The 12,256-nt window shown below is 68.4% G+C and carries 11 protein-coding genes and 1 pseudogene; 6 read left to right on the top strand and 6 right to left on the bottom strand.

Annotation, left to right across the window (positions count from 1 at the left end; all coding sequences use genetic code 11):
* Window positions 1-3 precede the first annotated feature (3 nt).
* From G6N50_RS07520 to G6N50_RS07505, 4 genes are read right to left on the bottom strand one after another with little or no spacing between them, the layout of a single operon-like run.
* Window positions 4-807, bottom strand: a complete 804-nt coding sequence (locus tag G6N50_RS07520; RefSeq protein WP_083092187.1) for an SDR family NAD(P)-dependent oxidoreductase — start codon at window positions 805-807, stop codon at window positions 4-6.
* A gap of 2 nt (window positions 808-809) precedes the next feature.
* Window positions 810-1,433 (bottom strand): TetR/AcrR family transcriptional regulator, encoded by a 624-nt coding sequence (locus G6N50_RS07515; RefSeq protein WP_083092189.1) that lies wholly within the window; start codon window positions 1,431-1,433, stop codon window positions 810-812.
* A 4-nt stretch (window positions 1,434-1,437) separates the two neighbouring features.
* Window positions 1,438-2,583, bottom strand: a complete 1,146-nt coding sequence (locus tag G6N50_RS07510) for a sulfotransferase family protein (RefSeq protein WP_083092191.1) — start codon at window positions 2,581-2,583, stop codon at window positions 1,438-1,440.
* Complete coding sequence (locus G6N50_RS07505) at window positions 2,580-3,824, bottom strand: DUF1214 domain-containing protein (protein WP_179970101.1); 1,245 nt, start codon at window positions 3,822-3,824, stop codon at window positions 2,580-2,582. The genes G6N50_RS07510 and G6N50_RS07505 overlap by 4 nt, the downstream gene beginning before the upstream one ends.
* A 128-nt stretch (window positions 3,825-3,952) precedes the next feature.
* Here G6N50_RS07505 and G6N50_RS07500 point away from each other — a divergent pair, with 128 nt between their 5' ends.
* Together G6N50_RS07500 and G6N50_RS07495 are read left to right on the top strand one after the other, a co-directional pair.
* On the top strand, window positions 3,953-4,342 hold the full coding sequence (locus G6N50_RS07500; RefSeq protein WP_083092193.1) for a PPOX class F420-dependent oxidoreductase: 390 nt from the start codon (window positions 3,953-3,955) through the stop codon (window positions 4,340-4,342).
* 13 nt (window positions 4,343-4,355) lie between these two features.
* Window positions 4,356-5,219 carry a type 1 glutamine amidotransferase domain-containing protein gene (locus tag G6N50_RS07495; protein WP_083092194.1) on the top strand — a complete coding sequence of 288 codons (864 nt, stop codon included), beginning with the start codon at window positions 4,356-4,358 and terminating at the stop codon, window positions 5,217-5,219.
* A gap of 4 nt (window positions 5,220-5,223) precedes the next feature.
* Here the strand turns inward: G6N50_RS07495 and G6N50_RS07490 are convergent, their stop codons facing one another.
* Complete coding sequence (locus G6N50_RS07490) at window positions 5,224-5,931, bottom strand: dienelactone hydrolase family protein (RefSeq protein WP_083092196.1); 708 nt, start codon at window positions 5,929-5,931, stop codon at window positions 5,224-5,226.
* A gap of 73 nt (window positions 5,932-6,004) precedes the next feature.
* Between G6N50_RS07490 and G6N50_RS07485 the strand changes: the two genes are divergently transcribed.
* From G6N50_RS07485 to lnt, 3 genes and pseudogenes are all read left to right on the top strand, one after another.
* A complete protein-coding gene (locus tag G6N50_RS07485) occupies window positions 6,005-6,529 on the top strand; it encodes an FxsA family protein (RefSeq protein ID WP_083092198.1) in 525 nt (174 codons plus the stop codon).
* Between the two features lie 142 nt (window positions 6,530-6,671).
* Window positions 6,672-8,282: an amidohydrolase gene (locus tag G6N50_RS07480; protein WP_142275392.1), complete on the top strand. Its 1,611-nt coding sequence runs from the start codon at window positions 6,672-6,674 to the stop codon at window positions 8,280-8,282.
* A 328-nt stretch (window positions 8,283-8,610) separates the two neighbouring features.
* A pseudogene (gene lnt, locus G6N50_RS07475) lies at window positions 8,611-11,174 on the top strand (apolipoprotein N-acyltransferase).
* Between the two features lie 31 nt (window positions 11,175-11,205).
* Here the strand turns inward: lnt and G6N50_RS07465 are convergent.
* Complete coding sequence (locus G6N50_RS07465) at window positions 11,206-11,541, bottom strand: RNA polymerase-binding protein RbpA (RefSeq protein ID WP_083092204.1); 336 nt, start codon at window positions 11,539-11,541, stop codon at window positions 11,206-11,208.
* Window positions 11,542-11,720: 179 nt separating this feature from the next.
* Here G6N50_RS07465 and G6N50_RS28810 point away from each other — a divergent pair, with 179 nt between their 5' ends.
* Window positions 11,721-12,071, top strand: coding sequence for a hypothetical protein (locus G6N50_RS28810; protein WP_083092206.1), 351 nt, complete (start codon window positions 11,721-11,723; stop codon window positions 12,069-12,071).
* The last annotated feature ends 185 nt before the right edge of the window (window positions 12,072-12,256 follow it).

Below are 12,256 nucleotides of genomic sequence, written 5' to 3'. Positions count from 1 at the left end.
CTTTCAAATGAAGTCCGACCCGCCGTCTACGTTGACCGTCGCGCCGGTTACGTAGCCGTTGAGCCGCGACGCCAGGTAGGCGGTGATGGAAGCGACCTCTTCGGGAAGTCCGGCACGGCCGAGGTCGCAGGGCTGGTGGAAGTTGTTGTCGATCCAGGTCATGACATCGACCGGATTGGTGGCGTCGAGACCGTCCGCGGCGAGGATATCTCGCAGTGCCTCGGTGAAGCTCGCGGTCACGATGGTTCCCGGACACACGCAGTTGACCAGAATGCCGTCCTCGGCAAGGCTTTTCGAGAGATTCTTGGTGACACTGGCCAGGGCCGCCTTCGAGGCCGTGTACGCGACGATCCGCGGATTCTGCCGCTGGATCGAATGTGCGGACAGGGTCACGATGCGGGCCCAGTCCGCGGAGCGCAGCAGCGGCAGGGCGGCGCGAATCGATCGAACAGCCGACATCGTGCCGAGGTTGAACGCCTCCTCCCATTGCGTGTCGTCCATCTGCTCGAAATAGCCGTCGCCCGGCCCGATCGTGTGCACCAGGCTGTTGAGTCGCCCCCAACGCTGCGAGACGGCGGCGAAGCCACCGGCGATCGACTCGGCGTCGGTCATGTCCACGCTGATCCCCACGGCGTCCGGAGCGCCCGCCCGGCGCAATGACGCCACGGCGGCGTCGAGTGACGTTTGGTTCCTGGCCATCACCGCCACGCTGGCTCCTTCGGCGGCAAGGGTTTCGGCGATGGCCAGCCCCATACCCTTGCTGCCACCGGTGACCACGGCGGTCGATCCGGCAAAACCCAGGTCCATCGCTAGCCTCCCTCGGTCGGTTCCTGCACTCCCAGTCCGCGCAGGCAAAACCGAAGCATCCGTTCGCGAAGATCCTCGCGGTGGCACTCGCCCGTCGCCCACTGCTCGTTGATGCCGGCCCAGACCACCCCGTGAATGAACTGGGCGTCGGTCATCGGGTCGACGCGGTGGAATACCCCGCCCCGCAGACCGCGTTGCAGCGCATCGACGAGCGGCTTCAGCATTTCCGCGTACGCGGGCGCAACCAGCGCGGGGGACTGCGACTGAGCTTCCAACGACAGGCGACGCAAATCGGATTTGTTGGCGTCGAATGCCAAGTCGAGTCGGCTGTCGATCCAGGCAGCGACCGCGTCGATCTCCGTCTCCGCTGCGGCCATCCGGCGTCGCAGCCGCTGTTCCTCCGCGCGCGCCATCTCGAGAAAGAGCGCGGCCACCAAGTCGTCCTTGGATTCGAAATGCCGGTAGAACGCGCGGGTGCCCAGCGCCGCCCGTTCCAGCACTGCACCGATGCTGAACTTTCCAATTCCCTGCTCTTGCAGGATGATTGACGCGGCGGTCAGAATCTCGCCGCGCACCGTTGCGTCCGGACCCAGCTTGTCACGTCGTCGCGTGCGGGGAGTGCTCACGGATTCACGTGGTCGCGTCGTAGGTGGCGAGATAGTCCGCAAACCGTTCGCGAACACCTTCGGGTGTCAGGCCGTAGTCGGCCAGGTCATACTCGTGCGCGCCGCGGGAGCCGGGCCGGTGATCCGAAGCCCAACGCCGGACGGAAGCAAGGGTGGCATCGGTGAAAGCCAGGCCCAGCGCGTCGTAGCTGGTTTGCAGCGTGCCTACCGGATCCGTTTGCAGGTCCGCGAACGAGACATCGGCGAACCGGCCGTCACCCATGCGGTTGCGGAAATCCATTGCCCGCCGGATGGCTTCGACCCAGCTGTCGACTTGCTCGGCGCCGAGCTCCCTGGCGTCGTCGCGGTCGCTGCTCCAGCTGCGCACATACCGGATCAGGCTGCAGACCGAACCCATCACCTTGGCCGGATCACGATGGCTCCACAGGAATTTGGCGTCGGGGTATGCCTCGACGAGCGCGTCGAGAGCGAACATGTGCACGGGCGTCTTGAGATGCCACAGCACCGGTGGGCAGCGCCATTGCAAGAGTCGGAGCACCCGGCGATGAAAAATGTAAGTTCCGCGCATGTCGCAGCCCATCAACCACGCGAGATACCGCGGTGCGCGAACGGCGCCGTCGAAGTGGAAGGTGCGGAAGCTCATTCCCATCAGGTCCTGGCATTCGGTCGGGGCCGTGGGCTCGGAGTTGTACAGGGTCTTCATCAACGGAAACATGTCGTCGAGCAACTTCAGGCCGGCCTCGGCCTGCGCGATCCGCGGGTCGCTGTGTTCGGTGGCGGCCTCCGGCGGTGGGGTAGGCGCTTGCGATTCCCACATCCGCAGCGATCGGAACTGGGGGTCGGCGGCCACCAGCTGGCTCAGCGCGGTGGTCCCGGTGCGGGGGAGGCCGATGACGAAGACGGGGCCACCGACCATCTGGTCGTCGATCTCGGTGTGCTGCCGGTATGCGTCTTCGACCTTGAGGCGTTGGATCAGGGCGTTGCTGATGGTGGCGTGCTGGATGACCCGCCCGATCTCGTTGAGGTCCGCCTCGGTATTCAGCGCCTCGACGATGCGTTCGAGTCCTTCGCGATAGTAGGGCGAACCGAAATCGTCGAGCCCGGTGGCGGTTCGAGCGCCGTCCTCCAACTCGTCAGCGTCGAATGTCATCGTCCGAACCTTTCGTGCACCGCGCGGCGCCGTGCCGCGAGGACGGATGCGCGCTCGTCGGAGTTGATTTGTGCGGTGTCCGAAGGCAACTCGGCGCGAATATCGGCAAACGGCACGACTCGTGTCGTCGGTGTGGGTGCCGTTTCGGTGCGCACGCAGCGCAGGATGATCGGACCGTTGCTGTGGCCGGCGGTGTCGAGCCAATTGGCGATCCCGGGGTCGCGATCGCACAGCACGACGCGGACCAGCCCATCGGAATTCACGGTGGCCTGATGGGCGTTCAGGCTGGACTGGTGGCGCCCGTAGTGAATCGTCTCCCACCACGGGTTGCCGATCGAGAAGCTCCAGTAAATGCCTTCCGGCGGTTCCACTTCGACGATGAGCGCCTCGTCCGGGCGCAGCTCCCACCGGCCGATCACCGGCCTGTTCTCCGCGGCCGCGCCCATGTCGGTGCGGTCGATCGGCGGTAGGAAACCGTTGGGTGGTGCCGCGGCGCCGAACTGTAGAAAGAACGCCAGGTTGTCCGCGACGAAGTCGCCGAGGGCGGTCAGCTGGCGGGTCAGCGCCACCTCCGGATCGATGGGACGGCCCGAGGCCGGTGCGGCCTCGCCGAGTCGCTCGATGCGCAGTGACGAGGCCACCTCAGTGTCCCAGTCGTAGAAGAAATGCCGCACCGTCAACGTGGGATGCTCGCCCTCGATACGCATCCACTTGCCCGCTCGCCCCGAGGGTTCAGAGGCCGACAGCACCACCTCGAAATTCCCGTCCGCGTCCACTTCGAGCTCGTCGACCAACTCATTCGCGGTGGCGGTGATGCCGTTCATCGTCTGCAGCCCCACGTAGCGGGCGGTGCCGCGATTACCGAACAGTCGGTAGCTCTCCGCGCCGCGCAGCGCGGCGCGGGTGTAGAGGCAGTCCGGGCACTCCATTCCCCAGGTCACGATGTCATCGGTGCTGGTGCGTTGCACGCGTAACGTCGGGTCCGGATCGAATCGCAGCACCTCATCGATGCCCGCGGTGAGCAGTACCAGCAGATGCCGGATTCCGGCGGCGGCATCGATTCGATTGCGGCTGTCCGGCGCGGATTCGACGGTCCGCGCGGCTTCGTCGAGCCGGGCCAAAAGTTGAGACCACGCGTGAAACACATTGGGATGCCGGGTTTCATCCGGCGAGTTCGGCTCCAGCGCCGCCTCGGTGATCGCGAACGGCAACCATGCCAGCGGCTTCGTCGGATCGCTCACGATTCCCTACTTCGATCGGCGCTCTACGCCCTTAAATGAAAATGCTGTTTTCGTTTAAGGTGCCATGACTATCGCAGCCGGGTGCCGACAATGTCAACGGTGCGGCCGCGCAGCGGTACGTTGTCCTGGTGACGCCAACCTTCGCTGAGCTTGCCAAAGCGCAGTACATCCTGCTCACCACCTTCACCAAGGACGGCAAACCCAAGCCGACACCGATCTGGGCGGCCTTGGACAAAGAGCGTGGCGACCGCCTCCTGGTCACCACCCAGGAAAAGTCGTGGAAGATCAAGCGAATCCGCAACACCCCTCGGGTCACGCTGGCCGCCTGCACCATCAACGGCCGGCCCACCAGTGCGGCCGTCGAAGGAACCGCGGCGATTCTCGACAAGTCGGAAACGGCCGCGGTCTACGACGCGATCGGCAAGCGCTACGGGATCGTGGGCAAGGTATTCAACTTCTTCAGCAAGCTGCGCGGCGGCATGGACAACAACGTCGGCCTCGAGCTGAAGGTGGCGTGAGCCGAAGGGCGCCGTGGCCACAGTCCTGATCCCGATCCCGGACCGCGACTTCGATCCGACTGAGGTTGCGGTCAGCTGGCGGGTGTTGACCCGAAGCGGCCACCGGGTGGTGTTCGCGACCGAAACCGGCACGCCCGGCGTGGCCGACGACATCATGGTGACGGGCCGTGGACTCGACGTCTGGTCCGCGCTGCCCCTGCTGGGCGCCATCCCGTTGCTCGGGCTGACGCTGCGCGCCAACAAAGACGGGCGCACCGCCTATCGGGACATGGTGCAATCGAACGAGTTTCGGCAACCCGTCGCCTGGGCGCACGCCACCCTGGACGGCGCCGACGCGCTGCTGCTGCCGGGAGGGCATCGTGCCCGCGGGATGCGCAGCTACATCGACAGCGACATCTTGCACCGGCTGGTGGTGGAGGCGTTCGCCCGCGGGCGTGTGGTGGCCGCCATCTGTCACGGGGTGCTGCTCGCCGCGCGCAGCGTCGATCCCGGCACCGGCCGTTCGGTTCTGTACGGGCGCAAGACCACGGCGTTGACATGGGCCATGGAACGGCTGGCCTGGCGGCTCACCCGACTCACCCGGTTCTGGGATTCCGACTATTACCGAACCTATACCGAGCAACCGGGACAGCCCGACGGGTACATGTCGGTGCAGTCGGAAGTCACTCGTGCGCTTGAAGATCCGGCCGATTTCCGTGACGTCGCCCGCGGATCACCATACTGGCGGCTGAAAACCTCGGGGATGGTGCGCGACACGCCGGCCGACCCGCGGCCCGCATTCGTCGTCGACGACGGCGACTACGTGTCGGCGCGCTGGCCCGGCGACACCCACACGTTCGCAAAGTTGTTGTCGCAGAAGCTGGACGCCGCCGACTGACCGACTACGTCGCGGCGCCCGATCCCAGATGCTCGCCGAAGAACGCGAAGACCCGCCGCCACGCGTCCTCGGTGGCATCGTGGTCGTACCCGAAACCCGTGATGCGAAGCAACGGTTGGGCCGGCAGCTCGTTGGCGAAGCTGTGCCCGACGCCGGGATAGGTCTTCACATCGGCGGTGATGTTCTTGGCGGCGATGGTCTCCTTCAGCTTCTCGGGCGCGCCCCGTCCCAACGGGTCACGTCCGCCGAAGCTGGCCACGATCGGACATGCGCCGTCGAGCGTCTTGGCGAGGTTGCGCGGCAGGGGGGCGCCATAGAACGGCGCTGAGGCGCCGAAACCCTTGGGCGACATGACAAGAGCGAACTGGCCGCCCATGCAAAAACCCGCGATGCCGACCTGGCCGGAACATTCCGGCATGGCTTTGAGGTGATCGCGGGCGGCCAGAATGTCGTCGAGGGCGCGGCCGCGCTGGGTCTGCAGCTCCTTCATGACCCGGGAGATGCAGCGGATGCGGCCACCGCGGGCATACATGTTCGGGGTGAGCGCCAGATACCCCGCCGCGGCGATGCGGTCATTGGTCGACTGCTTATCCCGGCCGTAACCGAACGCATCGTGGATCACCACCACGCCCGGCCACGGGCCCTGCCCTGAAGGCGTGCTCAGTAACGCATCGATCGGTCCGTCGGGGGTATCGATCTGAATCGTCGTCATAGCGTCATCTAACTGCAATCACGATGCGGAGCACCACGGGAACTTGAGCGCGATCCGCGGACGTTGGTCTGGCATGGTGTCGCGGCTGTTGCTGATCTACGCCCTCGTCGAACTCGCGGTGATCTTCGCGTTGGTGTCGACGATCGGATGGGGCTGGACCCTGCTGGCGCTATTGGCGACCTTTCTGCTCGGCTGGGGCATCGTGGCCCCGATGGCGGGTTCGCGCCTCATCCGCCGGATCGGGCAATTGCGCTCCGGTCTGGCCGAGCAGCGCGCCGCGGCCGGCGACGGTGCGCTGGTCAGCCTGGCCGCACTCCTCGTCCTCGTTCCCGGCCTCGTCAGCACGGCGCTGGGCCTGTTGCTGCTCATCCCGCCGGTACGGTCGGCCGTCCGTCCAGGGTTGACCTCCATGGCGGTACGCACGTTGCAGCGACAAATGCCGGGACTCAGCTACGCGAGCGCTTTCCGCGCGGAGTCTTATCCGGCGTCGTACCCCGGCGGGTCGACCGCCGGCCACGGCGACTACATCGACGGCGAGGTCATCGATGTCCGCGACGTCGAGGCGCCGGTGCGGCCGCCACGGTTCGACGGGCGCTGACGCGGTCGCGACCGACGGCGTCCTTCATCCGCTGACCGTTATCGCCGTCCGAACAGTTGCACGTAGTTTTGGGACGTGACCGATGGTCCCACTCCTCCGCAGGCCGATCCACGGCCTGCATCGTCGTGGGACGTGACCGATAATGACCGTTAGTCCCGTACCGGTGACCCTGCTGGTCAACGGCCGGGTGCACAGCCCGGCCCAACCCGACGCGACCGCGATGGCCGTCCGCGACGGCGTGGTGGAATGGCTGGGCAGCGACGAGGTCGGCCGCCGCATGTTTCCCGACGCCGACGTCGAAGACCTGCAGGGCGGTTTCGTTTCGCCGGGGTTCGTGGACAGCCACATCCATCTCACCGCCACCGGGCTGACGCTCAGCGGCCTGGACCTGCGCGCGGCGACCTCGCACGCCCAGTGCCTGCAAATGGTCGCCGCCCATGCCGCCGCGCACCCGGGCCTGCCGGTGTGGGGGCATGGCTGGGACGAGGCATCGTGGCCGGAGAACACCCCGCCCAGCACCGGCGATCTGGACGCCGTTCTTGGTGACCGCCCCGCCTACCTGGCTCGCGTGGACGTGCACTCCGCGCTCGCGTCCACCGGCCTGCGCCGGCTGGTCGCGGACCTTCCGGCGGCCGCGGGTTTCAGCGCCGAGGGGCCGCTGACCGGGGATGCGCACCATCTGGTGCGGGCCGTCGCCCGGAACCTGCTGACGGCCGAACAGCTAGCCGAAGCCCGCGCCGCAGCCTTGCGGGCCGCCGCGGCCGCGGGCATCGTCGCGGTCCACGAATGTGCCGGACCCGAGATCGGCGGCATCGACGACTGGCGGCAGTTGCGGAACCTCGAGCACGGCGTCGAGGTGATCGGTTATTGGGGTGAGCCGGTGACCAGCCCCTCCCAGGCGCGCGAGTTGATGGCGGCGACCGGCGCCCACGGGCTGGCCGGTGACCTGTTCGTCGACGGGGCACTGGGGTCGCGCACTGCCTGGCTGCACGAGCCGTACACGGATGCGCCGGACCGCAGCGGAACCTGCTATCTGGATTCCGGCACCGTCGAGGCGCACCTGCGGGCCTGCACGCAGGCCGAGGTCACCGCCGGATTCCACGTCATCGGGGACGCCGCGGTCGCGACGGTGGTGGGTGCCCTCGAACGCGTCGTCGCCGACCTCGGACCGGTCGCGGTCGCACGCTGCGGGCACCGCCTCGAGCACGTCGAGATGGTCAGCGCCGATCAGGCCGCCAAACTGGGCCAATGGGGCGTCATCGCCAGCGTGCAGCCCAATTTCGATGCACTCTGGGGCGGCGCCGACGGCATGTACGCGCAGCGGCTCGGTGCCCAGCGAGGCAGCCGGCTCAACCCCTTCGCGCTGTTAGCATCCCAAGGCGTGCCCCTCGCGTTAGGTTCCGACGCTCCGGTCACGGGCCTGGACCCGTGGGTGAGCGTGCGCGCAGCGGTCAACCACCGCACCCCCGGCAGCAGCGTCTCGGCGCGGGCCGCGTTTGCTGCCGCCACCCGCGGCGGCTGGCGGGCGGCCGGCGTCCGCGACGGCAAGACGGGCACCCTGGTGCCCGGGGCGCCGGCCTCCTACGTCGTCTGGGACGCCGGCGACCTGGAGGTGCACGCGCCGCGCGACACCGTCCAGCGCTGGTCGACCGACCCGCGTTCCCGCGTGCCGGCGCTGCCGCGATTGGGCACGGACGACGCCCTGCCGCGGTGCCGGCGAACGGTGCATCGGGGCGCTGTGATCCATGGCTAAGGATTGGTTGGACGGCGACGAGCGCGCGGACCAAACCGATGCGGTGGACGAGGACCTGTCGGAGCAGCCCGACACCGACCCCATCAGCGAAGAGGCCGAGTCGGAGCGCGACGACGAACCCGCCGACGTCCGTATCGGGCCCGACGCGCAAGACCCCGGGCACGACGGAGAACCAGACGGGCACGAGGATGCCGCGGAACCAAGCTCGCCCGAAAGGCGCGCGCCGGCCGGCCCGGGTCTGGCCGACCGGCTGGGGACCGCCGCGCGCGGTGCGCTAACCGGGCTGGTGGCCGCGGTGATCACGCGGCTGCCGGCCGCCCAGGCCGCGATGCTGCCCCGCCTGGCCCGGCTGACTTGCGCGGTGGCGGGCGGCTTACTGTTCTGCGCCAGCTTCCCGGCGCTCAACTGGTGGTGGGGTGCCGTGGTGGCCGCCGCGTTGCTGGCGTGGGTGCTGACCCACCCCGCGACCACGCCGGCGGGCGGCCTGGGTTACGCGTTCCTGTTCGGGCTGGCGTTCTACCTGCCGTTGCTGCCGTGGGTCGGGCTGCTGGTCGGCCCCATCCCGTGGATCGCGCTCGCGACCGTGTCGGCGCTGTTTCCCGCCCTCTTCGGCCTGTGTGCGGTCATCGTGCGCCGGCTGCCGGGCTGGCCCATCTGGTTCGCGCTGCTGTGGGCGGCCCAGGAGTGGCTCAAGTCGGTCGTCCCGTTCGGTGGCTTCCCCTGGGGTTCGGCGGCCTTCGGGCAGACGCACGGACCGTTCCTGCCGCTGGTCCAGGTCGGCGGCGTCGCGCTGCTGTCCATGGCGATCATGCTGGTGGGATTCAGCGCGACGGCCATCGCGCTGGAGATCGCGAAGTGGTGGCATTCCGGTCACCCGGCGCCCCGCGCGGCCGGCGACACCGGCGCGCAGGATCCGGCGCCGCCCGCGGTGGTGCTGCCCGGTGTCTGCATCTGCCTGGTGTTGTTCGCGTCGCTCATCGTCTGGCCGCAGGTGCGGCACGCCGGCACCGGGTCGGGTGGCGAGCCGTCGGTGACGGTCGCGGCGGTGCAGGGCAATGTGCCGCGGCTGGGCTTCGAGTTCAACGAGCAGCGGCGTGCGGTGCTGGACAACCACGTCCGGGAGACCCTGCGGCTGGCCGACGACGTTCGCTCCGGCTCCGCCCCGCAACCGCAGTTCGTGATTTGGCCGGAAGACTCGTCGGACATCGACCCGCTGGTCAACAACGATGCCGCGCTGGCGATCTCGCGGGCCGCGACGGCGATCGGCGCGCCGATCCTGGTCGGCAGCGTGCTCGAAGTGCCGGGACGCTCGCCGCAGGATCCGAACTACACCAACACCATGATCGTGTGGAACCCGGCCACCGGTCCGGCCGACCGCCACGACAAGGAGATCGTGCAGCCGTTCGGCGAGTACCTGCCGATGCCGTGGCTGTTCAAACACCTCTCCGGCTATGCCGGCCGCGCCGGCAGCTTCGTGCCCCGCCCCGGCTCCGATGTGGTGCACATCGCAGGGGTGCCGGTCGGCGTCGCCACCTGCTGGGAAGTGATCTTCGACCGCGTGCCGCGCCAAGCGGTGCTCGGCGGCGCCCAGCTGCTGGCGGTGCCGGCCAACAACGCCACCTTCAACAAGACGATGAGTGAGCAGCAGCTGGCATTCGCCAAGGTCAGGGCCGTCGAGCACGACCGCTACGTGGTGGTGGCCGGCACCACCGGAATCAGCGCCGTCGTCGCCCCCGACGGCGGCGAGCTGGCGCGCACCGACTTCTTCCAGCCCGCCTATCTGGACATGCAGGTGCGCCTCAAGACCAGGCTGACGCCGGCGACCCGGTGGGGGCCGCTGCTGCAGTGGGTCATGGTCCTGGCGGCCGGAGCGGTCATTCTGGTCGGGATACGGCACAATGGATGGTTCCCGCGTTCGATTCGTCTCAGGCCCGCGCGTCAATCGAGAGGGGCCGGTGCGACCCCGGGGCAAACCCCGCCCGACGAGCACGACTCAGACACAGCGCCCGACGAGGGCGGCGACCGCACGCCGGCGACTGACCACACCCCGTCCGACCAGGGCGGCCGACATTCTTTCGGGCGACACAGAGGAGCTACATGACCACCGGCCAGCCGGCGCCCCACCTCCCGGGCGATCGTCCCAGCCAGCGCGTCTTGGTGATCATTCCCACGTACAACGAGCTGGAGAACCTGCCGGTGATCCACCGGCGGCTCAAAGAGGCGTGCCCGCACGTGCATCTGCTCGTGGTGGACGACAGCAGCCCCGACGGCACCGGCCAGCTTGCCGAGGAGCTGGCGGCGGCCGACGCCGGTCGCACCCACGTCATGCACCGCACCGCGAAGGACGGCCTGGGCGCGGCGTACCTGGCGGGCTTCGCCTGGGGGTTGAGCCGCGACTACTCGGTGCTGGTCGAGATGGACGCCGACGGCAGCCACGCGCCCGAACAGCTGCATCGCCTGCTGGACGCCGTCGACGCCGGCGCCGATCTGGCCATCGGGTCGCGCTACGTCGAGGGCGGGGCGGTGCGCAACTGGCCGTGGCGGCGCTGGGCGCTGTCCTGGACGGCCAACACTTACGCCCGGCTGGCGCTCGGCATCGGCGTGCACGACATCACCGCCGGCTACCGTGCCTACCGCCGCGAAGTGCTGGAGGCGATCGACCTCGACGGGGTCGACTCCAAGGGCTACTGCTTCCAGATCGACCTGACCTGGCGCACCATCTGCACCGGGTTCACCATCGCCGAGGTACCCATCACATTCACCGAGCGCGAACTCGGCGTGTCGAAGATGAGCGGCTCCAACATCCGCGAAGCCCTGGTCAAAGTCACCCGCTGGGGTGTCCAGGGCCGGCGGTCGGGTGCCCGGTCCGCCAGGGCCGACAACCGCAGCTGAATCGCGCGTCGGCCCGGGCTGAATCCGCGGATCAGCCCCGGCGGCGGGTCTTGATGATCTCGAGGCGCTCCTTGAGCAGCTCTTCGAGTTCCTCGACCGAGCGGCGCTCCAGCAGCATGTCCCAGTGCGTCCGCGGCGGCTTCACCTTTTTCGGCTCGGGCAGGTCGCCCTCGATCAGGGTGCCTTCCAGACCGTTGCGGCACAGCCAGCTGCCGGGGATTTCGGCGTCATCGGCGAAGGGAACCTCGAACTCCTCGCCGTTCTCGGTCCGGTACTTCGCGAGCTGGCGCGGCGCCAGGTCGTGGTTACGGTCAGTCTCGTAGCTCACGGCTCCGAGGCGACTGCCTCTCAGTACGCGATCAGCCATGGCTGCTACTCCTTTGGGTCTTTTCGGAGCTCTGCGGCTCCCTCAAGGCAATTCTGTGCAATCTCTTCATTTAGCAAACGGTGCGGCGATCTGCGCAGTTCCCCAGCGAGGGCGGCATACGCGACGCGACCATCCATGATACCGGGACCGACGAGAAAACCCGACTAAAGTCGGCAGGCGTGAGCCGCCGTACCCACCCGCAGCCCTGTCGTTGGTGCGGTCGCGACGTCACCGATGCGGGAATGGGCCGTCGGCGCCAGTACTGCCGGCAGTCGTGCCGGCAGCGGGCGTACGAACAGCGGGCCTCCCTGAACCGCAACGGCGCGGCGGCCGTACCCGACGATGCCGTGGTGCTGTCCGCCGAGGATGCGGCCGACCTGTCGGATCGCGTCTACCAGGTGCGATGCGCGGCCGAGGACGTCGCCACGGCGGTCGACGAAGGCGCCGGGGCCACCGAGCTCCGCCAGTTATGCGACGCGCTGATCCAAGCCGCCAGGGCCGCCGACGGCTGGCGCCGAGCGGGTGTGTGACCGCGTCGTCGGCAGCCGGACCGGGCGCAGCCGACGTTGCGCCGACGCTCCGCGACAGGCGCCTGACCACCGGCTATGGCTAGCCGGGTACAGTCGCGCCATGGACTTCGGGCCACGTCTACGGCGCACCGCTACCCAGCGAGCACACCGGGCACCCTGCGGCACGACTTCTTTGCGCGGCGCGG

The sequence above is a fragment of the Mycobacterium mantenii genome (assembly GCF_010731775.1).
Taxonomy (GTDB): domain Bacteria; phylum Actinomycetota; class Actinomycetes; order Mycobacteriales; family Mycobacteriaceae; genus Mycobacterium; species Mycobacterium mantenii.
This window is presented reverse-complemented; position numbering and strand designations above follow the sequence as displayed.

Coding starts and splice junctions, on each gene's coding strand:
- G6N50_RS07485 (WP_083092198.1), top strand. CDS start 6,005: ATGGTGTCGCGGCTGTTGCTGATCTACGCCCTCGTCGAACTCGCGGTG.
- G6N50_RS07510 (WP_083092191.1), bottom strand. CDS start 2,583: ATGACATTCGACGCTGACGAGTTGGAGGACGGCGCTCGAACCGCCACC.
- G6N50_RS07520 (WP_083092187.1), bottom strand. CDS start 807: ATGGACCTGGGTTTTGCCGGATCGACCGCCGTGGTCACCGGTGGCAGC.
- G6N50_RS07490 (WP_083092196.1), bottom strand. CDS start 5,931: ATGACGACGATTCAGATCGATACCCCCGACGGACCGATCGATGCGTTA.
- G6N50_RS07480 (WP_142275392.1), top strand. CDS start 6,672: ATGACCGTTAGTCCCGTACCGGTGACCCTGCTGGTCAACGGCCGGGTG.
- G6N50_RS07465 (WP_083092204.1), bottom strand. CDS start 11,541: ATGGCTGATCGCGTACTGAGAGGCAGTCGCCTCGGAGCCGTGAGCTAC.